Raw genomic sequence first — 23810 nt, 5'->3', positions numbered from 1 at the left:
GGGGCTCTGGGTGGTGTTCCGGGCGGCGGTCGCGCCTGGGCGCGACAGGACAGGTGTCAACGCGGCCGCCGCCCGGAAGTCCGGGTTCCGGGGCCGAGGCCCCGGGGTTCAACTCAGGTGCAGGGCCCGGCCGCAGGCCCGAACCGTGCCCGCTCCGCCGGGTCGTACCGGACCTCGACGAGGACCGGACGCCGCGTGGAGACGGCCTCCTTGCGCGCCCATGCGACCGCCGAGCGGAGCTCCGCCGGATCGGTGACGCGGCGGCCCGCGCAGCCGTACGCCTCCACGAGCTTCACGTGGTCCGTGAGGAACGCGTCGTCGGCGTCACCGGCAGCAAGGCCCGGAGCGTGCAGCGCGGGGTGCAGCATCAGCAGGACGAGCGGTACGCCGTACCGCGCCGCGAGGGCCAACTCGCCCGCCAGCGCCGGAAATCCGTGGTGCTCGCCGATGACCGCGACCACCTCCGCCGCGCCGCCGCCCGGCATCCCGGGCCGGTCCGCTCCGCCGGGCGGAGCCAGGGCCGCGCGGACGCCGATCGCCGTCGGCACCTCCCAGCCCGGCGGGCCGCCCCGCCCGCCGATCACATGGCGGCGCGGTCCCGGCCCGTCCGTCGGGCGGACGGCGTCCTGCACCCCGACGACGTACGCATCGTTCTCCGTGCCGAACAGCGCGCAGACCTCACGCACGACGTCCGGCGGGTGGCCCCTCTCCGGCCCGGCCGCGGGGGCCGGACCGGCCGGTGGATACGGCCGGGCCTCCCCGGCGTGCCGTCCGGCGTCCGGCCCGTCCGCCCCGGTCTGCGCCGCGGCCACCTCGTCCGGCAGCTCGATCAGGACCGGTCCCGGCCGACCCTCCTGCGCGATCCACAGGGCCTCGCGAAAGGCCCACGGAATCCGGGCGGGCTGTTCGGCCCGCACCGTCCACTTGCTCAGCGGGCGGGCGAGCCGGACGAGATCGCGTGCCGCGGCGGTGCGCTCACCGCCGGAGCCGGGGACGCCGACGACGCACACCAGCGGCACCGCGTCCTCCAGCGCCACGGCAAGCCCCGGCAGCACCCGCACGGCACCGGGCCCGGCCGGCACCGCGGCGACTCCGGCCAGGCCCCGCGTGCGGGCCCAGCCGATCGCCATGTGCGGCGCGCTCTCCGCGTGCCGCACCCGCAGGCGCGCGATGCCGCCGTCCGCCAGCGCCGCGTACAGCGGCCGGAGGGCCGGCCCGTGGCAGCCGAAGACGGTGTCGACGCCGGCCCGCCGCAGGGCGCGCACGGCCGTGCGGAGGGCGGGAACCCGTTGCGCCGTCATGGCGTTCAGGAAGCGGTGTGCCCGGAGAGGCGTTCCACGCCGCGCAGCAGGGCGGAGTGGTCGAGGCTGCCGTCGCCCTGGGCGCGGAGCGAGGCGACGAGGCTGGCGACGAGACTGCCGACGGGCAGGGCGGCGCCGACGGTGCGTGCGGCGTCGGTGACGATGCCCATGTCCTTGTGGTGCAGGTCGATGCGGAAGCCGGGCGCGAAGTCGCGGCGCGCGAAGTTGTCCTTCTTGCGGGTCAGCACGGTGGAGCCGGCCAGGCCGCCGTTGAGGACGTCGAGGGCGGCGGCCAGGTCGACACCGGACTTCTCCAGGAAGACGACCGCTTCGGCGCACGCCTGGATGTTGACGGCGACGATGAGCTGGTTGGCGGCCTTGACGGTCTGCCCGGCGCCGTGCGGCCCGCACAGCACGATGGTCCTGCCCAGCGCCTCCAGGACCGGCCGGGCGGCGTCGAAGTCGCTCTGCTCGCCGCCGACCATGATCGACAGGACCGCTTCGATGGCGCCGGCCTCACCGCCGGAGACCGGGGCGTCCAGCACCCGGATCCCGCGGGCGGCCGCGGCTACGGCCAGGTCGATGCTGGTCTGCGGGGTGATCGAGGACATGTCGATCAGCAGCGCGCCGCGCTTGGCGTTCTCCACGATGCCGTCGGGCCCGTAGGCGATGGCCTCGACCTGCGGGGACGCCGGCACCATCGTGATCACCACGTCCGCGGTGGCCACCGCATCGGCGACGGAGCCGGCCACGGTGCCGCCGGCCGCGGCCAGCCGGTCCAGCTTGTCCTGCTCCAGGGTGTAGCCGGTCACCTTGTAGCCGGCCTTGATCAGGTTCTCGGCCATGGGGGAGCCCATGATGCCCAGACCGATCCACGCGATCTCGGGAAGACTGCTCATCGAAAAGCCTCTTTCAGCATTCAACGGTCGGAACAACGGCGCGGGACCAACTGCCCGCGGGTGCCGGCTACTTGGCCGCGCGCAGCGGCGCGGGAAGCCAGGCGAAGGCGCCGGCCGACGGGCCGTCGCCCGGCTTGTACTCCAGGCCGGTCCAGCCCTGGTAGCCGTTCTTGCGCAGCCGCTCCAGCAGCGCGGCGAAGTCCAGCGATCCGGTGCCGGGTGCGCCGCGGCCGGGATTGTCGGCGATCTGCACGTGCGCGGTCCTGCCGGTGTAGCGGTCGATGACCTCTTCCAGGTCCTCGCCGTTCATCGACAGGTGGTAGAGATCCATCAGGAAACGGGTGTTGTCGAGACCCGTCGCCGCGTTCACCGCGTCGACGATCTCGACGGCCTTCGGGGCCGACACGATCGGGCAGGCCGGCGACTCCGGCGCGTTGAGCGCCTCGATCAGCATCGTCCCGTCCACCTCGGCCACCGCCCGTGCGGCGAAGGCCAGGTTTTCCAGCGCCAGCGCGTCCTGCTCCGCCGCCGAGGCGCCCTCGACGCGGTTGCCGTAGAGGGCGTTGAAGGTGGTGCAGCCCAGCGACCGGCCGAACTCCACGGCCACCGGCACGTTCGCCCGGAACTTCTCCGACTCCGCCCCCGGCACCGACAGGGCGCCGCGGTCGGGGCCCGGCAGCTGCCCGGCGTAGAAGTTCAGGCCCACCAGGCGGGTTCCGGCGTCGTTCAGCGCGTCACGCAACGCGTCCAGCTCCGCCTGCTCGGGCACCGGCGCATCCACCCACGGCCACCACAGCTCCACCGCCGTGAAACCCGCGGCCCGCGCCGCCGCCGGACGCTCCAGCAGCGGCAGCTCGGTGAACAGAATCGACAGGTTGACGTTGAAGCGCGTCTCCGTGAAACCCATAAGACCCGGTGCCCTTTCCGGATAGTGGAACTTACTTTCTACTTAACGGAACCCTGCCTCGTGGTCGCGGGAGCTGTCAAGAGGGGGGTGGGCCGATTTCTGGTGGTGGCGGCGATGCCCGCGTAGGTTGAACGGCGTGCGATTGAGAGTGGAATTCACGACGGAGCCGTTCGACCTGGACGAGGCGCCGGCCCATGCGGTGGTGGCGCGGGAGATCGTCACGAGCGCCGGTCTCGACGCCGTTGACGTCGGCCCGTTCGGCAATACCGCGGAAGGCGGTGCCGACCAAGTGCTCGCCGCGGTCGGCGCCTTGCTGCGGGACACCCTGGAGGCGGGCGCCACCCGGGTCTCCCTCCAGGTCAACGTGATCGCGGAGGCCGCGGAGTCCGAGGGGAGCGCCAGGTGACGGAGCCCGCCGACCACCCGTTCGTCCAGGCGGTCAAGCCGCTGGTGGACGCGATGGGCGGACAGATGGTCGCGCCCGGCCTCGCCCGGGGTGACGACGTCGTGCTCGCCTGGGAGGGCGAGGAGCGGGTGGCCGTGCGTCTCCCGCACCTGTCGGATTCACTGGATCACCTTCTCGCCGAGTTGCAGCGTCGGCACGGCATGCCGTTGGCCGATCTGGACCGGAAGACCAAGCAGTCCGTGGTGCGGATCCTGGAGACGCGCGGGGCGTTCTCCGTGCGGCACGGCGTGGAGACGGTCGCCGGTGCGCTGGGGGTCAGCCGGTTCACCGTCTACAACTACCTGAACAGGGAGAACGCGGCGAAGCGGGAGGAGTGAGGTCAACGGCCGCCCGGTGGCGGCCGATCGGCGTGCGCCGCCGCCCGGATGTTCCGGGCGGCGGCTTTTCTGTTGCCGAGTTTTCAACAAAGTGTTGACGTGATGTTGCCGGAGGTCTTAGCTGTTTCCAGCCAAGCAGAGCCAGCACCAGGCCACGGAGGCTTCCCGTGTCTTCGAGTACGACCCCGGGCCTCGCCCGGTTCAACGCTGCCGGCGACGGCAGCGCCGAGGCCGCACTGCACGAGGTGTGCGCCAGCCGGGCATGGGGGCAAGCCCTCTGCGCCCGGCGCCCGTTCGCCACCACCGAAGCCCTGTTCGCCGCGAGCGACGCCGCCATGGCGGAGCTGACCGCGGCGGATCTGGCGGAGGCGATGGCGGGGCATCCGCCCATCGGCCGCCCGAAGCCCGGCGACCCGACGTCCTCACGAGAACAGAGCGGGATGGCCGCGTCGTCCGACGCGCTCAGGACGGAGATGCTCGAACTGAACCTGGCCTACCAGGAGAAATTCGGGCACGTCTTCCTGATCTGCGCCTCCGGGCGCACCGGGGAGCAGATGCGGGACGCCGTCCGTAACCGCATCGACAACTCCCCGGAACAGGAACGGGAGATCGTTCGCAGGGAGCTGGGAAAGATCAACCGCATCCGTCTGGCCCGCATGACGCAAACCGCAGAAGGAGACGCAGCATGAGCAGCGAGACGGCCACCCCGACGTCGGTGTCCACGCACATCCTGGACACCAGCGTGGGCCGCCCCGCCGAGGGCGTCGCCCTCACGCTCTCGGTGCGCTCCGGACGCGACGCCGCCTGGAGCGCCCACGGCGCGTCCGCGACCGACGCGGACGGGCGCTGCAAGGACCTGCCGGCCCTCCCGGACGGCACCACCCACGTACTCCTCGACTTCGCCGTCGAGGAGTACTTCGTGTCCGAAAAGCATCGATCGCCGGACCTGCACCGCACCGACCAGCAAGCCGAGGAACAGCAGGACGCCCCCCGCGTAAGGGACAGCGGAGCTTTCTTCCCGGAGGTGGCAATCACCTTTGCCGTCAAGCCGGGCGAGCACTATCACGTACCGCTGCTGCTCAACCCGTTCGGCTACTCCGTATACCGAGGGAGCTAGCACCGACATGACTGCCCATTCCCGCCCAGCCCGCCCGGTACTTCTCGGCCAGAACCAGTACGGCAAAGCGGAGAACCGCGTCGTCAAGATCACCCGCGACGGCGACACGCACCACATCAAGGACCTCAACGTCTCCGTCGCCCTCTCCGGCGACCTGGAAGAGGTGCACCTCTCCGGCTCCAACGCCAACTGCCTGCCCACCGACACCACCAAGAACACCGTGTTCGCCTTCGCCAAGGAACACGGCATCGAGTCGGCCGAGCAGTTCGGCATCCACCTGGCCCGGCACTTCGTCACCAGCCAGGAGCCGATCAAGCAGGCCCGCATCCGCATCGAGGAGTACACCTGGGAGCGGATCGCCACCTCCGACGGCAACTCCCGCTTCATAGGTGCCGACGAGGTCCGCCACTCCTTCGTCCGCAAGGGCCAGGAGACCCGCCTCACCGAGATCACCTATGACGGCGAGAGCTGGCAGGTCATCTCGGGACTGAAGGACCTCGTCGTCATGAACTCCACCAACTCGGAGTTCTGGGGCTACATCAAGGACAAGTACACGCTCCTCAAGGAGGACTACGACCGCATCCTCGCGACCGAGGTGTCCAGCCGCTGGCGGTTCAACTGGACCGACGACGACCAGCGGATGCCCCAGTGGGAGCGTTCGTACGAGCAGGTCAAGAAGCACATGCTGGAGGCGTTCGCGGAGACCTACAGCCTCTCCCTCCAGCAGACCCTGTACCAGATGGGGTCGCGCATCATCAACAACCGTTCCGAGGTCGACGAGATCCGCTTCTCGCTCCCGAACAAGCACCATTTCCTGGTGGACATGGAGCCGTTCGGCCTGAAGAACGAAGCCGCCGACGGCGCCGTCTACTACGCGGCGGACCGCCCGTACGGCCTGATCGAAGCCACTGTTCTGCGCGACGGTGTCGAAGCCCGGATCCCGCTGGATCTGACGAACCTCTGACGGCTCCGACGCCGCGCCGTGCCTCGCGTCCCCTCCCTGCCCCGCAGCGGGGAGGGGGACGCGATTCCTGAGGGGACCGACCCATGGCACAGCACCCGCACGTTGACCCTGCCCCACCGGTGCACCCGGTGGACGAAAAGCCGGCGCCCAAGCGGCTGATCCCCGCCGCCCTCCAGCACATCGCTGCCATGTACGCCGGCGTCGTCACCCCTCCGCTCATCATCGGCCAGGCCGTCGGCCTGGACGCCGCAGGCCGCACCCGCCTGATCGCCGCCGGCCTGCTGATCGCGGGCTGCGCGACCCTCCTCCAGACGCTCGGCATCCGCAAGGCCGTCGGCAACCGGCTGCCGTTCGTCAACGCGGCCAGCTCCGCCGGCATCACCCCGATGCTCGCCATCGCCGAGAACACCTCCAAGGGCCACCAACTCCCCGCCATCTACGGGGCGGTGATGGTCGCCGGTGTCTTCTGCCTCGCCGTCGGCCCGTTCTTCGGCAAACTCCTCCGCTACTTCCCGCCTCTGGTCACCGGCGTGGTCATCACGCTCATCGGGGTCACCCTGATGCCGGTGCCGGTCGGCTGGGCCCAGGGCGGCGACAAGAACGCCGCCGGCTTCGGCGACATGAAGAACCTCGCCCTGGCCGCCTTCACCCTCGTTGTGATCCTGCTCATCCAGCGCTTCACCCGGGGCTTCATCAAGCAGATCGCCCTGCTGTTCGGCCTGGTCATCGGCACCCTCGTGGCGATCCCGTTCGGCATGGCCGGCTTCGAAGGGCTGCGCTCGGCGCCACTCGCCGCGCTCCCCACTCCCTTCGCCTGGGGGCCGCCGGAATTCCAGCCCGCCGCGATCATCTCGCTGTGCATCGTGATGCTCGTCCTGATGACGGAGTCGGCGGCCGGCATGCTCGCACTCGGCGAGATCTGCGACCGCCGCTGCACCAGCCGCACCCTCACCCGCGGACTGCGCACCGACGGCATCGCCACCCTGCTGGGGCCGGTCTTCGGCGGCCTCCCCACCAGCGCCTTCGCCCAGAACGTCGGCGTCGTCTCGCTCACCCGGGTCCGCAGCCGCTACGTCGTCGCGGTGGCCGGCGCCACCCTGATCGTGCTGGGCGCCTTCCCTGTACTGGGCGCGGTCGTCTCGCTCGTCCCGATGCCGGTGCTCGGCGGCGCGGGGATCGTGCTGTTCGGCTCGATCGCGGTCAGCGGCATCCGCACGCTCTCCGAGGCCGGCCTCGACGACAGCTCCAACATCATCCTCGTCGCGGTGTCGCTCGGCGCCGGCATCATCCCCCTTGCCGCACCGACCTTCTACGCCGACTTCCCCGCCTGGGCACAGACCGTGCTCGGATCGGGGATCAGCGCCGGCGCCCTGGTCGCCGTGCTCCTCAACCTGTTCTTCCATCACCTCGGCACCCGGAGCACCCCACGGGCAGCGGTACTGTCAGCCGCCTCGCCCAGCTCCGGCACTCAAATTCCGTAGGGCCATGCCGTGCCCGAATCGCCAGCAGGGAAAGTAGGAAGCACCATGGCTGCATCGGCATCCCTTGACAGCGCGGTCGAGCGCATCGTCATCGAGAACTGCGCCATCGCGACGGTCGACCCGCACGACACCGAGTACGCCACCGGTCACGTCGTCGTCGCCGGGCAGGTCATCGAGTCGGTGGGCGCCGGCCGCGCCCCCGAGGGCCTGGCGAACGTCGTCCGCCGGGTCGACGGAACGGGTCACCTGGTCACCCCCGGCCTGGTCAACACCCACCACCACTTCTACCAGTGGATCACCCGTGGCCTGGCCACCGACCACAACCTGTTCAACTGGCTGGTCGCCCTCTACCCGACCTGGGCCCGCATCGACGCACCGATGCTGGCCGCCGCCACCCAGGGCTCGCTCGGCATGATGGTCAGGGGCGGCGTCACCACCGCGTCCGACCACCACTACGTCTTCCCGCAGGGCTCCGGCGACCTCGTCGCCGCCGAACTGGCCGCCGCCGCCGGGATCGGCGCCCGGATCACCCTGGCCCGCGGCTCCATGGACCGCAGCGAGAAGGACGGCGGGCTGCCCCCGGACTTCGCCGTCGAGACCACCGAAGGCGCCCTGCTGGCCACCGAAGAGGCCATCGACACCCACCACGACGCCTCCTTCGGCTCGATGGTGCACATCGCCGCCGCACCCTGCTCCCCGTTCTCCGTCTCCACCGAACTCATGCGCCAGGGCGCCGAGTTGGCCCGTCGCAAGGGCGTCCGGATGCACACCCACGGCTCGGAGACCGTGGAGGAGGAGAAGTTCTGCCACGAGCTGTTCGGCATGGGCCCGACCGACTACTTCGCGTCCACCGGCTGGCTCGGCGACGACGTGTGGATGGCGCACTGCGTCCACATGAACGACTCCGACATCGCCGCCTTCGCCCGCACCGGCACGGGAGTTGCCCACTGCCCGTCGTCGAACGCCCGCCTTGCCGCCGGCATCGCCCGCGTCCCCGACCTGCTGGCGGCCGGCGTCCCGGTCGGCCTCGGCGTGGACGGCACCGCGTCCAACGAGTCCGGCGAGCTCCACACCGAACTGCGCAACGCCCTGCTCGTCAACCGCCTCGGCGCCCACCGGGAAGCCGCGCTGAACGCCCGCAAGGCGCTGCGGCTCGGCACCTACGGCGGCGCGCAGGTCCTGGGCCGCACCGGCGAGATCGGCTCTTTGGAGGCCGGCAAGCTCGCCGACCTGGTCCTGTGGAAGCTGGACGGCATCGGCCACTCCTCCATCGCCGACCCGGTCACCGCGCTGGTATTCGGCGCGGCGGCCCCGGTCACGCTGTCCCTGGTGGGCGGCCGGCCGGTCGTCGAGGACGGCCACCTGACCCGCGCCGACGAGGACGCCATCGCCTGCGCCGCACGCACCGAGGCCCGCCGGCTGGCCCGCATCGCCGCCGACAGCTGACCCGCGGGCCCGCGCTGCGCCCCCGCGCGCAGCGCCCCTGACTCGGCCGGGAGGGACGGCTCCCGGCCGGGCTTGTGGATCCGAGCGGGATCCACAAGCGCCGGACCCCGGGGGCGCGGAGATCACCCCGCGCCCCCGGGCCGGTCACCACCGGCCCCACGCGCCACAAGCGCGCTCCGCCGCCCCACCGCTCACCTGCGCCCGCTCGCCCTGCGCCACCCGCGCGACTTCTCGCACCACGCACCACATCGCATGCCCTCCGTGACAGCCTCGTGCCGCCCTCCCGTGGCGGTGCAGAAATCGACAGGAGGCCCGCAGTGGCCGCAACCCCCGGGCAGAAGTCGGAGGGCGACCGGAAGCACCCGGTCGACGCCACCCTCCCGCCCTTCAAAATGTTCACCAGCGGCCTCCAGCACGTGGCCGCGAGCTACGCGGGGGTGGTGGCCCCGCCGATGATCGTGGGACCGGCCTGCGGGCTGAGTGCCACCGAGACCGCGTTCCTGATGGGCGCCGCCCTCTTCACCGCCGGTATCGCCACCCTCCTCCAGACGCTGGGCTTCTGGAAGGTCGGCGCCAAGCTCCCCTTCGTCAACGGCGTCTCGTTCGCGGGCGTCACCCCGATGGTGGCCATCGCCAAGGCCCAGAGCCCCGGGCACGCACTGCCGGTCATCTTCGGCGCGGTGATCGTCGCCGGTGTGCTGGGCTTCGCCCTGGCCCCCTACTTCTCCAAGCTCGTACGGTTCTTCCCGCCGGTCGTCACCGGCACCGTCATCACCCTGATCGGCGTCTCGCTGCTTCCGGTGGCCTTCAACTGGTCCCAGGGCGGCACCGAAGGGGCCCCGGGCTACGGGTCGTTGACCAATATCGGAATGGCCGCACTGACCCTCGTCATCGTGCTCGCACTGCGCCGCGTGCTGCGTGGCTTCCTCCAGCAGATCGCCATCCTGCTCGGCCTGATCGCCGGCACGCTGATCGCGATACCCGTCGGCATCACCGACTTCTCGGCGCTGGGCCACGCCGGCCTGATCGGCTTCCCGACGCCGTTCCACTTCGGCGCACCGCAGTTCAGCATCGCGGCCATCGTGTCGATGTGCATCGTGATGCTGGTCTGCATGACCGAGTCGACGGCCGACATGCTCGCCCTCGGCAAGATCGTCGACCGGCCCGCTGACGAGCGGACCATCGAGGGCGGACTGCGCGCCGACACCCTCGGCACCGCCCTCAGCCCGCTCTTCAACGGCTTCGCCAACAGCGCGTTCGCGCAGAACATCGGCCTGGTCGCGATGACCAAGGTGCGCAGCAGGTTCGTGGTCGCCACCAGCGGCGTGATCCTGATCGTGCTCGGCCTGTGCCCGGTGGCCGCTTCGGTGATCTCGCTGGTGCCGCTGCCGGTGCTGGGCGGCGCGGGCATCGTCCTGTTCGGCTCGGTGGCCGCAAGCGGCGTGCAGACGCTGGCCTCCGCCGCGATGGAGAAGGGCGAGAACGCGCTGATCGTCGCCGCGGCCGTCGGCATCGGCCTGATCCCGATCGCGGCGCCGGACTTCTACCACAACTTCCCCAAGGACCTGCTGGTCGTCCTGGACTCCGGCATCAGCACCGGCTGTCTGGTCGCCATCGTCCTCAACCTCGCCTTCAACCACTTCGGCAAACGGGAGGAGGACCCGGCCGCCGACGGGCACGGGACCGGCACGCCGCCCGCCCCGGCCGTCCCGCCGCAGCCCGACCGCGGCCGCGCCGACGACGCCGGTGCGCCGGCGAAGGCCCCGTACCACTGACCGCGCGGCAACCGCAACGGCCCGCGGGTGAACGGCTGTTGCCGCCCTCCCGCGGGCCGTCGGCCCCTCCTGCTCAGCCGATGTGGAAGTCCTCGCCGTAGACCTTCCACTTGAGCGGCGTGTGCAGGTCGAGGTTGCCGTCCTTGAGGAAGACCCGCTGGGCGGTGTCGACCCGGCTGGTGTCGCTGTGCGCCTCCTCCTGCTTCATGGCCCACACCCGGGCGTCCAGGAAGGCGTTGAGGTACTTCTTCTCGTCGCCTCCTTGCGACGGCGGCTTCGCCTTGTCCAGCGCGCGCTTGCGGATGCTGGAGAAGCTGGTGTCCTCGTCGCCGTCGCCGTGCATCACGATCGCGTCGTAGTACGCGAACTGGCCGAGCACGCCGATCTTGTCGGCCTTGCCCTGCTTGACCGCCGGGTTGAAGTAGACCCGGTCGCGCTCGTCGTTCTGGGCCTTCTGGAAGGCGCTGTCCTGCGCTGCCTTCTTCCAGTCCTTGGTGTAGTTCGGGTCGAGTCCCTCGTGCGAGTCGCTGCCGTCCACCTTGCGCAGTGCGGGCAGGTACTTCGCGAGGATGTTGTCCGGCTCCCGCTTGGTGTACAGCTCGACGAGTTCGAGCATGTCGTGGGTGCCGGAGCAGAAGCCGATGATGCCGGCGGTGTAGCCGCGGCCGTCGCCGATGTCCTCGATGTAGCCGTACTGCTTCTTCCAGTTGAGCGAGGAGTTCTCCGCGCTGGAGACCAGCTGCATCGCGATCTCCTTCTTGGCCGGGTCGTCGAGACCGGTCGCGGCGCGCGAGGAGGGTGCGGAGTGCGTGGTGGAGTGGGGCGCTGCCGGGGTACGGCTGCCCGAGGTGGCCGTCGCGGCGATGGCGGTCGCGGGGACGGTGAGGAGGGCGACGCCGAGCGCGACGCGGGTGGCAATTCTGGTCACACGTGAGCTTATCGATCGGGAGCGCATGCGGACCTCCGAATCCGGAGTGGGCTGTGGGGGTTTCCCCAATCGTTAGGAAGCTTTACTACCAGACTTGTTGGGTGACGTATACCCGTCAAGCACAGCTATCCGGTACGGGCCGAAGGCGGATACGAAGGGGCCTCATGGGTACCCGGCGGGCCGCTTTGCGTGGGCGAACGACGGTCCGTACAAGGGGAGTTGGGGCGGGCCCCGAGAGGAAGATGCCCGGCGGGCTCGGGTGGCGCGGTAGGGCGGACGCGAGGTGCGCCGGCGCCGCCGGTACGGGGAGGTGAGGGGGCCGCGCGCGCTCGGCGGCTCCTGCCGCAGGTCGCGGATGCCGGCCGGGGGCGCGCACGGGGCCCGGCGGCGGGCGGAGCGGGAGGCGACGGCGGCCGCAGCGGCGGGCGGGAGGCGCCGGCGCCGCCCCGGTATCGGCGAACCGGAGCGGCGGGTCCGGGTACCCGCGGCGGATGACTCCTGCTGCACGGGCAAAGCACCGCGCGGACCCGGGGCCGGCCCGCTGACCCGCGCCCCGGCGCGTCGGACGAGCGGCGGTCAGAGGAACGGAGCGGGCTCCGGGGACGCCGGTCGCGGCTTGCACGTGAAGCCCAACTGGCGCAGCGCCCGCACCATTTCACCGGTGCTGAAGTCCCGGGGGTCCTGCCCGGTGACGATCCGGCCGACCTGCTTGACGGGGTAGGCGGTGGTGCCGACGAGGACGGACTCACCGTCGATCGGCTCCGGCTCGACCGCGCTCATCTTCTGTTCCACCTCGCTCGCCTGGATGTAGAAGAAAACTCCGGCAATGGTGACGCGCATCATGCCTCAACAAGGGTGAGCAGGAATGGAACCCGAGCTGTCACCTTCTCATGAATCCGCCCGGACGAAAGGCTCACGCGGGAGCGGGCCGGAGCCTCCCGGAGGGTCGCCGCCCGCCGCACGCCGGGGCTCGGCTGCGGCCGGCGGGCCAGGTGGCGAGGGGTACGCGCCCGCCCCCGCAGGACCGGAACGCCGGGTGCGGACGGGGGCGGGCGGCGCCGCTCAGCCGGTCAGCAGCGCGTAGGCGGGCAGCGTCAGGAAGTCGGCGTAGTCGGCGTCGAGGGAGACCTGGAGGAGCAGGTCGTGGGCCTGCTGCCATGTGCCCGCGGCGAAGGCGTCCTCGCCGACCTCGGCGCGGATGTCGGCCAGCGCCTTGGCGGCGATCGTACGGACCAGGTCGGCGGTGGCCTTCTCGCCCACGTGACCCTCGTCGTCGAAGACCACTCCGGCGTCGACCCACTGCCAGATCTGCGAGCGCGAGATCTCGGCGGTGGCCGCGTCCTCCATGAGGCCGAAGATGGCGACGGCGCCCAGGCCGCGCAGCCAGGCTTCGATGTAGCGGGTGCCGACCTGCACGGCGTCGACAAGGCCCTGGTAGGTCGGCTTCGCGTCCAGGGAGTCGATGGCGATGAGGTCGGAGGCCCGGACGTCGACGTCCTCGCGCAGCCGTTCCTTCTGGTTCGGCCGGTCGCCGAGCACCGCGTCGAAGGAGGCGCGGGCGATCGGCACCAGGTCGGGGTGGGCGACCCAGGAGCCGTCGAAACCGTCGCCCGCCTCGCGGTCCTTGTCGTTCTTGACCTTGGCCAGGGCCAGCTCGTTGGCCTCGGGGTCACGGCGGTTGGGGATGAACGCGGCCATGCCGCCGATGGCGTGCGCGCCGCGCTTGTGGCAGGTGCGGACCAGGAGTTCGGTGTAGGCGCGCATGAACGGCGCGGTCATGGTCACCGCGTTGCGGTCCGGGAGGACGAACTTGGCGCCGCCGTCACGGAAGTTCTTGACGATGGAGAAGAGGTAGTCCCAGCGCCCCGCGTTCAGCCCCGATGCGTGGTCGCGCAGCTCGTAGAGGATCTCCTCCATCTCGTACGCGGCGGTGATGGTCTCGATGAGGACCGTGGCGCGGATGGTGCCCTGGGGGATACCGACGTAGTCCTGGGCGAAGACGAAGATCTCGTTCCAGAGGCGGGCCTCCAGGTGCGACTCGGTCTTGGGCAGGTAGAAGTACGGGCCCTTGCCGAGGTCGAGGAGCCGCTGCGCGTTGTGGAAGAAGTAGAGGCCGAAGTCGACCAGCGCGCCGGGCACCTGCTTGCCCGCGACCTGGAGGTGACGCTCGTCGAGGTGCCAGCCGCGCGGCCGCATGACGACGGTGGCCAGCTCGCCGGCCGGCTTGAGTGCGTACGACTTGCCCGAGTGCGGGTCGGTGAAGTCGATCCTGCGCTCGTAGGCGTCGATCAGGTTGAGCTGGCCGGTGATGACGTTCTCCCAGGTGGGAGCGGACGCGTCCTCGAAGTCGGCGAGCCAGACCCGGGCGCCGGAGTTGAGCGCGTTGATGGTCATCTTGCGGTCGGTCGGGCCGGTGATCTCGACGCGGCGGTCGTTGAGCGCGGCCGGCGATTCGGCGACCCGCCAGCTGTCGTCCGCGCGGATCTGCGCGGTCTGCGGGAGGAAGTCCAGCGTGCTGGTGCGGGCGATCTCGGCGCGGCGCTCGGCCCGGCGGGCGAGCAGCTCGTCGCGGCGCGGTGTGAACCGGCGGTGGAGCTCGGCGAGGAAGGCGAGTGCGGCGTCGGTGAGGACCTCGTCCTGCCGCGCGGGCACGTGGGCGGGGTCGACTTCGGCGACGGCCAGCGGGGACGGCGCTGGTGCGGACATGAGCGGTCACTCCATTCGGCGGCGGTGCCGTGCGGCCGCCGGGAGGTCCGGGCGGCACGGGGTGCCGCAGGCTCCGAGGTACGGTCGCGGGCGCCGTCTGAGTTCAGGGCGCTTCTGACCAGTGGAGAGTAGTTTCCTTATCGCGGAACTTCAATGGTTTGTTGACGTCGAGATTCTCCGAGTCGACAGAAGTGCTGATCGAATGGCTCTGAGTGCCACCCCGATCACTGTCGATGACCGCGGACTTCGGCTCCCGGCCCCCCGCAGCCCCGGCCCGGCCCGGCCTCAGGCCAGCCGGTGCAGATCCTCCGGAGTGTCGATGTCGTACGCCTCGGCGACATCCGCGCACTCGACGAGGGTGAGCGCGGCCGCGTGCCGCTGCAGATAGGTCCGCGCGCCGCGGTCGCCCTCGGCGCTCGCGGCGATGTCCGCCCACCGGTCCGCGCCGAACAGCACCGGATGGCCCCGCCGGCCCGCGTACGCCGCCGCCGCCAGCGATCCGGCCCCCTCGTACGCGGCCAGCACCCGCGCCACCGCGGCGGCCCCGATGCCCGGCTGGTCCACCAGTGCCACCACCACCGCGTCCGCCCCCGAACCGGCCAGCGCCGCCAGCCCCACCCGCAGGGAGGACCCCATGCCCTGCGCCCAGTCCGGATTGTCGTGCCTCGCATACCCGGACAGGTCGGCGCGCGCACGGACGGTTTCCGCGGCCGCGCCCAGCACGATGTGCACCGGGCCGCACCCGCCGTCCCGCAGCACCTGCGCCGCGTGTTCCACCAGGGGGCGGCCCCGGTGTTCCAGCAGCGCCTTGGGTCGCCCGCCCAGCCGCCGGCCCCCGCCGGCGGCCAGCAGCAGCCCCGCCACGCTCCCTCGGGGCCGGCCGTCCCCCGTTGTGTGCGCCGCGCGTTCCGGCCGTGGAGTCTGTCCCATGGGGAGTGCTTACCCCATCTCCCGCGGGCGCGCCCGCGGGAGGTCAGGCGGCGTCACCTGCGGCCCGCGGCCGGGGGATCCGTGGTCGCAGTCGGCCGCGGATGTGGTGGGTGTGCTCCTCGATGAGCCGCCGCTCGGTGACATAACGGTTTATGTGCTCCACGGTGATCTCCGAGGCATCCGCGAGGCCGTACGCGCGGCAGATGAGCTGCACGACGCTGACGCCCTGCCCCTGCCCACCGTCGTCGGGGTGGCGGTCAGATCCGTTGCCGGGTCCGTTGGGGGACTCCATCACGTTCTCCGATCCAGTGATATGCCGGATATTTCCCGGAAGGGAGAATGCTCCACCCCGCCCCACCGCACGCATCCGACCGCCAAGGCTCACGCCAAAGGGTGGCAAGGGGAACACATGTCTTGACGCATGGTCATGCCCGCTGCCGGGCAGGCGCGTGGGCCGCCGTGGTGCGTCGGGGCGGTGCCGGGGAGGCCCGCGCCGTGCTGCCCGAGCGGGATTCCCGGCCCGCGGCCCGGTGTCGGAGCGGGGCAGCGGCGAACCGAATTTCGCTCTGTGTATGGCGCGATGACCGCACAGTGGCGTTAACTTGCCCGCATTGCGAAAGCGGGCCAACGCCCTTGGAGGACGCCGTCGTTGTGGACCACGGGCCGAGGCGCGTACCACCGGCCGGGGGTGAGGGCGACCCGCGGGTGCAGGAGCTGCGCGGGGCCGTGTCCCGGCTGCGCCGTCAACTGGCCGTGCTCCCCGCCGAATTGCCGGACCGCGCGGTGGCCGACGAGGAACTCGCCGCCCTGCACGCGATGGTGAGCGACGGGCTCCCCGAAGTGCCCCGGCTGCGCCGCTCGCTGCTGCTGATAGCCGGCGCGGTCGGCTCGGTCAGCGCCCTGTCACCGGCCCTGACCGAGGTCCGCGAGGGCATCGACCGCTTCGGCGGGCTGCCCAGCGGCAGGTGAGACGGGCCCGGCCGCGGCGTACTCCGGGCGCGATCCCGGCCGCTGCGAGGCCGTTCACCATGTGCCGCGATTCCTCGGACGGCACCCCTGCCGCTTCCCCGGCCGTTCCGCCACCCCGGCCGTTGTCAGACCCCCGTGCCACGATGACGAGCATGAGTACTCCCGAACGCGCCATGCCCGCCCTGGACGCCGACGAGCGGACTTCCCTGGAGAGCTGGCTCGACTTCTACCGCGCCACCCTCGCCCGGAAGTGTGACGGCCTGGACGAAAGCCGCCTCCGTCAGGTGTCCGTGGCGCCCTCGCCGCTCACCCTGCTCGGCCTCGTGCAGCACCTGGCGGAGGTCGAACGGAACTGGTTCCGCAGGGTCCTGGCCCAGGAGGACGCCCCGCCCCTCTTCACCCCCGACGCCGACCCGGGCGCCACCGACGGCGGCTTCGGCCTCACCGAAGGGGCCACGTACGCAACGGCGCTGCCCCTGTGGCAGGCCGAGATCGACCGCGCCCGGCAGAACTGCGCCGCCCGCGCGCTCGACGACACCAGCCCCTTCATGGGCGGGCAGGTCACCCTGCGCTGGATCTACACCCACATGATCGCCGAGTACGCCCGCCACTGCGGCCACGCCGACCTGATACGCGAGCGCATCGACGGCAGCACGGGCGTCTGAGACCGGCCGCCGCGCGCCCCGCCTTCCGTGCGGACGGCGGGGCTTCGCGGACGGTCCTACGCCGGCGACTGGTTGGCCAGGGCCACCGACAGCTTGGCCGCGACGTCCTGGAGGACCGGCACGATCTTCTCCGTGGATGCCTCGGTGACCCGTCCGGTCGGCCCGGAGATGGAAATCGCCGCGGAGGTGGGGGAGTTGGGGACCGGCACCGCGAAGCAGCGCACGCCGATCTCCTGCTCGTTGTCGTCCACCGCGTAGCCGAGCCTGCGGACCTCGGCGAGCGCGTCGAGGAAGGTGTCCGCGTCGGTGATCGTCTTCTCGGTCGCCGCCGGCATGCCGGTACGGCCGAGGAGCGCGCGGACCTCCTCCGGCGGGTGGTTGGCCAGCAGGGCCTTGCCGACGCCGGTGGAATGCGGCAGTACCCGGCGGCCGACCTCGGTGAACATCCGCACCGCGTGCCGGGACGGCACCTGCGCGACGTAGACGATCTCGTCGCCGTCGAGGAGCGCCATGTTGGCGGTCTCGCCGGTCTCCTCGACCAGGCGGGCGAGGAACGGCCGGGCCCAGGTGCCCAGCAGCCGGGACGCGCCCTCGCCGAGCCGGATCAGGCGGGGGCCGAGCGCGTACCGGCGGTTGGGCTGCTGGCGGACGTAGCCGCAGGCCACGAGGGTGCGCATCAGACGGTGGATGGTGGGCAGCGGGAGGCCGCTGCTGCTGGAGAGTTCGCTGAGGCCCACCTCGCCGCCGGCGTCGGCCATCCGCTCCAGCAGGTCGAAGGCGCGCTCAAGGGACTGGACGCCGCCGCTCGCGCCCGCGGGCTTGGCATCGGCGGCGGGGGTGCTGGCGCTGGACGGCGGCACGTCGCGTTCCTTTCGGGGCGGGTCAGGTCGGTCTCGGCTCGTGCGGGCGCCGGGCCCGACCGGAGCAGCCTACCGGTCCCGTTCCGTGGGCACACGATGTATCGCACACTCGTTCCCGCCGGTCAGCGGGTCTTTGTCGGAAGTTCGTCGGGACTGGAGAGCTGGATAGCCGCTATCTCTTGACCGGGCCAGTGGCCGTAGCTACGTTCTGCTGCGCGAAACCTACTATCCATTCCGTGGAATCCTCCAAATCGCTGGAGCGTCAGGCGCATCCTCGTCATGAACCCGAACACCACGGCTTCCACGACCGCTTCGATCCAGGCCATCGCCACCGCAGCCGCCGCCCCCCCCGCACCGAAATCATCGCCGCCGAACCCCTGTGGGGACCGGAGTCGATCGAGGGGCACTTCGAGGGATGTCTCAGCGCGGCGGCCGTCCTGGACCGGCTCGCCACCCTGGACATCCCGTTCGACGCCCTGGTCATGGCCGGATTCGGCGAGCCGGGCCGTGAGGGCGCCCAGGGCCGCCGCCGCGGTGAAGTTCGCCGAGGTGACGGCCGGCCTCGGATTGGGCACCGGCGCGTCCCGCGGTTTCGCCGCGCCCCGCCCCAAGGCCATCGGCTCCTGGCCGCTGGGTGCCCACCTGCCCACGGTCCGCGCCGCGTGCACCGCGCCGGGTACTGATCTTTCGCCGCAGACAGGCATCTGACGACTGGCCTTCGATCACGCCCGAGCCCCCCACCTGCCTGGGAGGACCCGTGACCACCCCTTCGAAGCCCCCGCAGCCCGAACCGCGCCTCCACAACGAGGGCCTCGCGTCGGCCCCGCACACACATGGGGCACGTACAGCATCTTCGCGCTGTGGATGTCCGATACGCACGCGATCAGCAACTACGCCTTCGCCTCCCGCCTGTTCGTGCTCGGCCTGCCCGCCTGGGAGGTCTTTCTCGCCCTGCCGGACGGCGTCTCGGTCGACCACTGGCCGATGAACCGGATGGGCCACGCCGGCCACCACACCGGCGTCCCGTACCCGGTGCCCGCCCGCGCCGGCTGGGGCGTCCACGGCGCGAACATCCCGGCTCTGCTGCGCGCGGTCATGGCGGTGGCCTGGTACGGCATCCGGACCTGGCTCGCCTCGACCGCCGTGGTCCTGCTGACGCTCCAGCTCGCGCCCGGCCTCGATGCCTACCACCGCAACTCGGTGCTGGGTCTGTCCACTCTCGGCTGGGTCGCGTTCCTGGTGAGGTGGGGATCCCAGGCGGTCCTGCCGACCCGCGGCAGGGAATGCATCCGCAAGGTGCAGGACTTCGCGACCGGACCCGTCGTCTGGCTCGTCGTGCTCGCCCTCGCGGTCTACCTGGTCGCGCGGTCGGGCGGCGACATCTCGCTCACCCGCAGTCTCACCGGCCTCAGCGGTGCCGCGCAGGTCCAGCAGAGCCTGATCGCGGTCAGCCTGACCGTCGCCACCTTCCTGACCCTGGTGCCCAACTACGCCGACTTCGCCCGCTTCACGCCGGACCACCGCTCCTACCCGCGACCTCATCGGGCTTCCGGTCAACTTCACCGCCTTCGCGGTCGTCGCCGTGCTGGTCCCGGCGCTCGACGCGCTCGCGCCGTTCTCCTGGATCTTCGGCATGGAGGTCTCCGATGCGCGCTCTACGCGCTGGTCTCCCGTCACGGCCGGTGCCTTCCGGCGCCGGGCCGGTGCCGCGGGACATCATCGCGTCGCAGGTCAGCCGGGCCGCCCGGGACGAGGGGGCGGCCGAGGCGCGTGCCGTGCCGGCCGGTGAGCCGGTGCCCGCCAAGGGGTCTTGACGGGCACCGGCCCGGAGTGAAGACTCCCTTCAACAGACTGTTGAATTCCGTTTACGGGGCGCCGCGGGCGCCGGAACCCGGGCGGCCGCACGACGGCCCGGCAACGCCGATATCACCGAACCGAACAACGCCGATCACCGAACAACGAGGAGGGGACCGGGTGTCCGAAACAGAGCTGGTGCTGCGCTCCACGCGCGTCGTCACCCCGCAGGGAACGCGCGCCGCGTCCGTCACCGTCACGGACGGAAAGATCGCGGCGGTCCTGCCGCACGACGCGGCGGTGCCGGCCGGAGCGCGGGTCGAGGACCTCGGCGACGACGTCCTGCTGCCCGGCCTGGTGGACACCCACGTACACGTCAACGACCCGGGCCGCACCGAGTGGGAAGGCTTCTGGACCGCCACCCGCGCGGCCGCGGCCGGCGGCATCACCACCCTGGTGGACATGCCGCTCAACAGCCTGCCGCCCACCACCACCGCCGACCACCTCGGCATCAAGCGCGAGGTGGCCCGCAGCAAGGCGCACATCGACGTCGGCTTCTGGGGCGGCGCCATACCCGGCAACGTCAAGGACCTGCGGCCGCTGCACGACGCCGGCGTCTTCGGCTTCAAGTGCTTCCTCTCGCCCTCGGGCGTGGACGAGTTCCCCGAGCTGGACCAGGAGCAACTGGCCGCCGCGCTCGGCGAGATAGCCGGCTTCGGCGGCCTGCTGATCGTGCACGCCGAGGACCCGCACCACCTCGGCGCGGCCCCCCAGCCGCACGGCCCCAGGTACGCCGACTTCCTCGCCTCCCGCCCCCGGGCCTGTGAGGACGACGCCATCGCCGGACTCGTCGCCCTCGCCGCACGGCTCGACGCCCGGGTGCACGTCCTGCACCTGTCGTCCAGCGGCGCGCTGCCGCTGATCGCCGCGGCCAAGGCCGAAGGCGTCCAGGTCACCGTCGAGTCCTGCCCGCACTTCCTGACCCTGACCGCCGAGGAGATCCCGGACGGCGCGACGGAGTTCAAGTGCTGCCCGCCGATCCGCGAGTCGGCCAATCAGGACGCCCTCTGGCAGGGCCTGGCGGACGGCACCATCGACTGCATCGTCTCCGACCACTCGCCGTCCACCGCCGACCTCAAGACCGCCGACTTCGGCGCGGCCTGGGGCGGCATCTCCTCCCTCCAGCTGGGCCTGCCCGCCATCTGGACGGCGGCCCGCGCGCGCGGCCACTCCCTGGACGACGTGGTCCGCTGGATGGCCGCGGCCCCCGCCGCGCTGGTCGGCCTCGACCGCAAGGGAGCCATCGAGCCGGGCCGCGACGCGGACTTCGCCGTCCTGGACCCCGAGGCGACCTTCACCGTCGACCCGGCCGCACTCCAGCACCGCAACAAGATCACCGCGTACGCGGGGAAGACCCTGCACGGCGTCGTACGGTCCACCTGGCTGCGCGGCCGGAAGATCAACGACGGCAGCACCCTCGCCGAACCCACCGGCACGCTCCTCACCCGCCCGTAGCGGCACGGAGCACCGAAGCCGCCCGTCCGCGCCCGCACCGGCGGACGGGCGCAAGGCCCCGCCCGTCCCGTCCAACCCGCCCGCCGTATCCCGCTCCTGGCGGCGGCCGCGCCGGTCAGTCCGTCAGCGAGTTCCAGAACATCAGCTCGTACGCCTGGAGCAGGCGGCCGTGCCGGTGTGCCGACACCGGCCGTGCCTGGCCGGTGTCCAGACCGTGCTGTACGGCGGCCAGGGCCCGTTCGTCCAGCTCAGGCGCCGGTTTGGCGAAGAGGTCGAAGAAGCCGCAGGCCGCGTCGGGGAAGTCGTAGTGGGTGCGCATGGAGCGGGCCACCGCCGCGCAATAGTGGCCCCAGGCCGCGAAGTTGGCGGTCAGCGCGATCACCACGTCGACCGGCTCGGCCCCGAGCGCCAGCCGCGCCGCGTACGACGGATACGCCTGGCAGCCCGCCCGCGGTCGGTACCCGTCGAGATCCGCCGGGGTCAGCCCGCAGGCGTCGGCCAGCGCGCCCAGCCGTTCCAGCGCCAGCGTCTCGCCGTCCGCGAGCAGTTCGAAGAAGGCGGCGACGGGCGGATCGCTGTCCGCGCGGTGCGTCAGGTGGCGGAAGCTGAGCCGGTCGGAGGCGATGATCTGGTGCTGCTCCAGTGCGAACGTCGCGAACACCGAGCGCGGCGCCTCGCCGGTGGTGATCCGCGGGACGAGCCGGTTGGCGGCGGTGTCCGGGGTGAGGGCGCGTACGGCGGCGTCGAGCACGGCGTCAGCGGTCGGCCGGGGGGCTGCGTCGGCGGGTCGGACCATGGTGGCGGATCTCCTCCGGTGCGGGGGCGGGCTCGCGGGGATGCCGCGCCCGGTGCCGTATCCGACGACGGGGCCGGCCCGGCGGCATCGCCGTGGAGCGGCCGTCTCGGACCGATGGACCCAGATTAGGACGCCGGGGAGCGGCGCGCCGGGGAAAGCGGAGCGGGACGCGTCCGGGGCCCCCGGTACGCGGCGGGATCCGCGGCCGCCCCGGGGCGGCCGGTGACGCGCGGCGCCCTGCGGCGCGGCGCCACGGTGTCCTCGTCACGGTCCGGGGGAGAACGTCGGCCCGGCGTACGCCCGTTGAACCGGGCCGCCGGAGGTCAGCGGGTCTTGGCGATGATCACCAGCAGGCTCATGAACGCCAGCAGCACATGCGTGGCGACGACGTAGATGAAGACCCGCACGTACAGCCCGCGCGGTGGCTTGTTCTCGACGTAGACCCGGGCGGGTGCCGCGGGCTCGGGGGCGGCACCCGGCGACGTGGCGTCGGGGCCGGGGCCGGGGAGCGCGGGCGGGGGAGTGGACTGGTCGGGCACGGCGTACGTTCCTTCCCTTGCGAAACGGTGCGGCACGCGGTCGCTCCGCGTCACCGGCGTCACAGACCGCGGCGCGGCGCGGCGTCGCCCAGGCACAGCTCGGCGGCGCCGCTCTGCAGCAGGGTGTGGACGAACAGCAGGTCCGTACCGCCCGGCGAGGCCGCGGCGATACGGTGCGGGGTCAGCGAGTCAAAGTGCGCCGCGTCACCCGGGCCGAGCAGATGGACCGCCTCGCCGAGCGTCAGGCGCAGCTGCCCGGTGAGGACGTAAAGCCATTCCTCGCCCGGGTGCACCCGCACCAGATCGCCCTGCGCGCGCTGCGGTACGTGCAGCCGCAGGGCCTGCATCGCCCGCCCGGCGCCGCCGAGCGTCCAGTACGTCCAGCCGCCGGCCTCGGACGGTTCGGCACGTCCGGCCCGCACGATGGGATCCCGCTCGGGAGCGGTCTCGCCGAGCAGGTCGGATACCGTGGTGCCGTACGTACGGGCCAGCGCCAGCAGCATCGGGAGCGATGGCTGGCGGCGGTTGGTCTCCAGCCGGGACAGGTGCGCGGGCGAGAGCCCGACCCGCCGGGCGGCGGCCTCCAGCGTCAGCCCGCTGCGGCGCCGCAGGTCACGCAGCCGGGGCGCGACGGTGGGCAGCTCCACGGCCGCGTCATCGGCGGTCTCGTCCGGGTGTTCGGTCATGTATCCGGTATAGCCAGCCTTGACCTCAGAGGCAAACATTTTGCCTCTGAGGCAAAGAGCGAGGGGCCTTCCGGAAGTGCGGCCCGGTGACGGCCGCGGGACACGCTCGGTACACAGGCGGGCCGCCCGTGGTGGCTGCGTGCATCCGTGTGAACTCGCGGGAAACTTACGGTCCTTGGGATTGACAGGCCCATGTCTACGCGCGTCATCCTTGTCGGCATGAGAATCCCCCCACGGATCACCAGGATCGGCGCCGCGGGCGCCCTCGCATCGGCCCTTCTCCTCGGCGGGACCGCGGTCGCGGCCACCCCGTCCGCCGCCACGGCCCACCCCGCCACCGCAACCGCCGCGTCGCTGCACGCCGCGCAGGTGCGGGTCCAGGACGTCGGCAAGATCTGCACCTCCAAGCTGCCCGACGAGGCCCACCACACCCTTGACCTGATCGACAAGGGCGGCCCCTACCCGTACCCGCAGGACAACACGGTCTTCTCCAACCGGGAGGGCATCCTTCCGAAGCAGGGTTCCGGCTACTACCACGAGTTCACCGTCGTCACTCCCGGATCGCAGGACCGCGGCGCGCGCCGCATCGTGACCGGCGAGAAGAGCAAGGAGGACTACTACACCTCCGACCACTACAAGTCGTTCGACCTCGTCGACTTCGGCTGCTGAGCCGTCGCCCGGCGCGTACGGGCTCACACGGCGGCCGGGGTGCCAGGCTTCATGGCACCCCGGCCGCCGTCCTGTTGCCC

The 23810-nt window shown here is 71.8% G+C and carries 25 protein-coding genes and 1 pseudogene; 13 read left to right on the top strand and 13 right to left on the bottom strand.

Annotated elements, in window-relative coordinates; genetic code table 11:
* Positions 1-113: 113 nt before the first annotated feature.
* From LIU39_RS12230 to LIU39_RS12220, 3 genes are all read right to left on the bottom strand, one after another.
* The gene (locus LIU39_RS12230; protein WP_227046677.1) at positions 114-1301 is read right to left on the bottom strand and encodes a thiamine pyrophosphate-binding protein; all 1188 of its coding nucleotides are present in this window, start codon (positions 1299-1301) and stop codon (positions 114-116) included.
* Between the two features lie 5 nt (positions 1302-1306).
* Entirely contained in the window at positions 1307-2200 is an 894-nt protein-coding gene (locus LIU39_RS12225) for a 2-hydroxy-3-oxopropionate reductase (protein ID WP_227046676.1), read from the bottom strand.
* 67 nt (positions 2201-2267) lie between these two features.
* Entirely contained in the window at positions 2268-3107 is an 840-nt protein-coding gene (locus tag LIU39_RS12220; protein WP_227046675.1) for a TIM barrel protein, read from the bottom strand.
* 136 nt (positions 3108-3243) lie between these two features.
* Here LIU39_RS12220 and LIU39_RS12215 point away from each other — a divergent pair, with 136 nt between their 5' ends.
* The 8 genes from LIU39_RS12215 (at position 3244) to LIU39_RS12180 (ending at position 10673) form a co-directional block, all read left to right on the top strand.
* The gene (locus tag LIU39_RS12215; RefSeq protein ID WP_227046674.1) at positions 3244-3513 is read left to right on the top strand and encodes a YkoF family thiamine-binding protein; all 270 of its coding nucleotides are present in this window, start codon (positions 3244-3246) and stop codon (positions 3511-3513) included.
* Positions 3510-3890 (top strand): helix-turn-helix domain-containing protein, encoded by a 381-nt coding sequence (locus LIU39_RS12210; RefSeq protein ID WP_227046673.1) that lies wholly within the window; start codon positions 3510-3512, stop codon positions 3888-3890. Before LIU39_RS12215 ends, LIU39_RS12210 begins: the two co-directional genes overlap by 4 nt.
* 167 nt (positions 3891-4057) lie before the next feature.
* Entirely contained in the window at positions 4058-4579 is a 522-nt protein-coding gene (gene uraD, locus LIU39_RS12205; protein WP_227046672.1) for a 2-oxo-4-hydroxy-4-carboxy-5-ureidoimidazoline decarboxylase, read from the top strand.
* Positions 4576-5007, top strand: a complete 432-nt coding sequence (gene uraH / locus LIU39_RS12200) for a hydroxyisourate hydrolase (protein WP_227046671.1) — start codon at positions 4576-4578, stop codon at positions 5005-5007. Before uraD ends, uraH begins: the two co-directional genes overlap by 4 nt.
* 7 nt (positions 5008-5014) lie before the next feature.
* Positions 5015-5971 (top strand): factor-independent urate hydroxylase, encoded by a 957-nt coding sequence (pucL, locus tag LIU39_RS12195; RefSeq protein WP_227046670.1) that lies wholly within the window; start codon positions 5015-5017, stop codon positions 5969-5971.
* 83 nt (positions 5972-6054) lie between these two features.
* On the top strand, positions 6055-7452 hold the full coding sequence (locus LIU39_RS12190; RefSeq protein ID WP_227046669.1) for a nucleobase:cation symporter-2 family protein: 1398 nt from the start codon (positions 6055-6057) through the stop codon (positions 7450-7452).
* Between the two features lie 45 nt (positions 7453-7497).
* On the top strand, positions 7498-8898 hold the full coding sequence (locus LIU39_RS12185) for an 8-oxoguanine deaminase (RefSeq protein WP_227046668.1): 1401 nt from the start codon (positions 7498-7500) through the stop codon (positions 8896-8898).
* Positions 8899-9215: 317 nt separating this feature from the next.
* Positions 9216-10673 (top strand): nucleobase:cation symporter-2 family protein, encoded by a 1458-nt coding sequence (locus LIU39_RS12180; protein ID WP_227046667.1) that lies wholly within the window; start codon positions 9216-9218, stop codon positions 10671-10673.
* A gap of 73 nt (positions 10674-10746) precedes the next feature.
* Here the strand turns inward: LIU39_RS12180 and LIU39_RS12175 are convergent, their stop codons facing one another.
* The 5 genes from LIU39_RS12175 to LIU39_RS12155 all read right to left on the bottom strand — a co-directional run bounded on the left by LIU39_RS12175 (position 10747) and on the right by LIU39_RS12155 (position 15529).
* Positions 10747-11628, bottom strand: a complete 882-nt coding sequence (locus LIU39_RS12175; RefSeq protein WP_227046666.1) for a chitosanase — start codon at positions 11626-11628, stop codon at positions 10747-10749.
* Positions 11629-12177: 549 nt separating this feature from the next.
* The gene (locus LIU39_RS12170; RefSeq protein ID WP_308409375.1) at positions 12178-12444 is read right to left on the bottom strand and encodes an SCO5918 family protein; all 267 of its coding nucleotides are present in this window, start codon (positions 12442-12444) and stop codon (positions 12178-12180) included.
* A 219-nt stretch (positions 12445-12663) separates the two neighbouring features.
* Complete coding sequence (gene aceB / locus LIU39_RS12165) at positions 12664-14307, bottom strand: malate synthase A (protein WP_227046665.1); 1644 nt, start codon at positions 14305-14307, stop codon at positions 12664-12666.
* Positions 14308-14592: 285 nt separating this feature from the next.
* Positions 14593-15171: a nucleotidyltransferase family protein gene (locus LIU39_RS12160; protein WP_227046728.1), complete on the bottom strand. Its 579-nt coding sequence runs from the start codon at positions 15169-15171 to the stop codon at positions 14593-14595.
* A gap of 109 nt (positions 15172-15280) precedes the next feature.
* Entirely contained in the window at positions 15281-15529 is a 249-nt protein-coding gene (locus LIU39_RS12155) for a hypothetical protein (protein ID WP_227046664.1), read from the bottom strand.
* A gap of 359 nt (positions 15530-15888) precedes the next feature.
* Between LIU39_RS12155 and LIU39_RS12150 the strand changes: the two genes are divergently transcribed.
* Positions 15889-16206, top strand: coding sequence for a DUF5955 family protein (locus tag LIU39_RS12150; protein ID WP_227046663.1), 318 nt, complete (start codon positions 15889-15891; stop codon positions 16204-16206).
* A gap of 152 nt (positions 16207-16358) precedes the next feature.
* Positions 16359-16871 (top strand): DinB family protein, encoded by a 513-nt coding sequence (locus LIU39_RS12145; RefSeq protein ID WP_227046662.1) that lies wholly within the window; start codon positions 16359-16361, stop codon positions 16869-16871.
* A gap of 56 nt (positions 16872-16927) precedes the next feature.
* On the opposite strand, the gene LIU39_RS12140 is transcribed toward LIU39_RS12145, so the two are convergent.
* Complete coding sequence (locus LIU39_RS12140; RefSeq protein WP_227046661.1) at positions 16928-17731, bottom strand: IclR family transcriptional regulator; 804 nt, start codon at positions 17729-17731, stop codon at positions 16928-16930.
* Positions 17732-17853: 122 nt separating this feature from the next.
* The gene (locus LIU39_RS35270; RefSeq protein WP_308409374.1) at positions 17854-18306 is read right to left on the bottom strand and encodes a hypothetical protein; all 453 of its coding nucleotides are present in this window, start codon (positions 18304-18306) and stop codon (positions 17854-17856) included.
* Positions 18307-18442: 136 nt separating this feature from the next.
* Between LIU39_RS35270 and LIU39_RS12130 the strand changes: the two are divergent.
* A pseudogene (locus LIU39_RS12130) lies at positions 18443-19246 on the top strand (cytosine permease); the annotation flags it as partial.
* Between the two features lie 459 nt (positions 19247-19705).
* Entirely contained in the window at positions 19706-21040 is a 1335-nt protein-coding gene (gene allB / locus LIU39_RS12125; protein WP_227046727.1) for an allantoinase AllB, read from the top strand.
* A 115-nt stretch (positions 21041-21155) separates the two neighbouring features.
* Here allB and LIU39_RS12120 read toward each other — a convergent pair whose 3' ends face one another.
* The 3 genes from LIU39_RS12120 to LIU39_RS12110 all read right to left on the bottom strand — a co-directional run bounded on the left by LIU39_RS12120 (position 21156) and on the right by LIU39_RS12110 (position 23061).
* Positions 21156-21836, bottom strand: coding sequence for a thiaminase II/PqqC family protein (locus LIU39_RS12120; protein WP_227046660.1), 681 nt, complete (start codon positions 21834-21836; stop codon positions 21156-21158).
* A gap of 323 nt (positions 21837-22159) precedes the next feature.
* On the bottom strand, positions 22160-22375 hold the full coding sequence (locus LIU39_RS35265; protein WP_227046659.1) for a DUF6126 family protein: 216 nt from the start codon (positions 22373-22375) through the stop codon (positions 22160-22162).
* A 59-nt stretch (positions 22376-22434) separates the two neighbouring features.
* Positions 22435-23061 (bottom strand): helix-turn-helix domain-containing protein, encoded by a 627-nt coding sequence (locus LIU39_RS12110; protein ID WP_227046658.1) that lies wholly within the window; start codon positions 23059-23061, stop codon positions 22435-22437.
* A gap of 219 nt (positions 23062-23280) precedes the next feature.
* Here LIU39_RS12110 and LIU39_RS12105 point away from each other — a divergent pair, with 219 nt between their 5' ends.
* Positions 23281-23730, top strand: coding sequence for a ribonuclease domain-containing protein (locus LIU39_RS12105; protein ID WP_227046657.1), 450 nt, complete (start codon positions 23281-23283; stop codon positions 23728-23730).
* Positions 23731-23810 lie beyond the last annotated feature (80 nt).

This window comes from Streptomyces pinistramenti, assembly GCF_020564935.1.
In the GTDB taxonomy this organism is placed as follows: Bacteria; Actinomycetota; Actinomycetes; order Streptomycetales; family Streptomycetaceae; genus Streptomyces; species Streptomyces pinistramenti.
Note: the sequence above shows the minus strand (reverse complement) of the source record. Positions and strands in the feature narration are given on the sequence as shown.

Bases quoted from the DNA above. Each gene is read 5' to 3' on its own strand.
- LIU39_RS12230 (WP_227046677.1), bottom strand. From the start codon at position 1,301: ATGACGGCGCAACGGGTTCCCGCCCTCCGCACGGCCGTGCGCGCCCTG.
- LIU39_RS12225 (WP_227046676.1), bottom strand. From the start codon at position 2,200: ATGAGCAGTCTTCCCGAGATCGCGTGGATCGGTCTGGGCATCATGGGC.
- LIU39_RS12220 (WP_227046675.1), bottom strand. From the start codon at position 3,107: ATGGGTTTCACGGAGACGCGCTTCAACGTCAACCTGTCGATTCTGTTC.
- uraH (WP_227046671.1), top strand. From the start codon at position 4,576: ATGAGCAGCGAGACGGCCACCCCGACGTCGGTGTCCACGCACATCCTG.
- pucL (WP_227046670.1), top strand. From the start codon at position 5,015: ATGACTGCCCATTCCCGCCCAGCCCGCCCGGTACTTCTCGGCCAGAAC.
- LIU39_RS12190 (WP_227046669.1), top strand. From the start codon at position 6,055: ATGGCACAGCACCCGCACGTTGACCCTGCCCCACCGGTGCACCCGGTG.
- LIU39_RS12185 (WP_227046668.1), top strand. From the start codon at position 7,498: ATGGCTGCATCGGCATCCCTTGACAGCGCGGTCGAGCGCATCGTCATC.
- LIU39_RS12175 (WP_227046666.1), bottom strand. From the start codon at position 11,628: ATGCGCTCCCGATCGATAAGCTCACGTGTGACCAGAATTGCCACCCGC.
- LIU39_RS12170 (WP_308409375.1), bottom strand. From the start codon at position 12,444: ATGATGCGCGTCACCATTGCCGGAGTTTTCTTCTACATCCAGGCGAGC.
- aceB (WP_227046665.1), bottom strand. From the start codon at position 14,307: ATGTCCGCACCAGCGCCGTCCCCGCTGGCCGTCGCCGAAGTCGACCCC.
- LIU39_RS12155 (WP_227046664.1), bottom strand. From the start codon at position 15,529: ATGGAGTCCCCCAACGGACCCGGCAACGGATCTGACCGCCACCCCGAC.
- LIU39_RS12145 (WP_227046662.1), top strand. From the start codon at position 16,359: ATGAGTACTCCCGAACGCGCCATGCCCGCCCTGGACGCCGACGAGCGG.
- LIU39_RS12120 (WP_227046660.1), bottom strand. From the start codon at position 21,836: ATGGTCCGACCCGCCGACGCAGCCCCCCGGCCGACCGCTGACGCCGTG.
- LIU39_RS12110 (WP_227046658.1), bottom strand. From the start codon at position 23,061: ATGACCGAACACCCGGACGAGACCGCCGATGACGCGGCCGTGGAGCTG.
- LIU39_RS12105 (WP_227046657.1), top strand. From the start codon at position 23,281: ATGAGAATCCCCCCACGGATCACCAGGATCGGCGCCGCGGGCGCCCTC.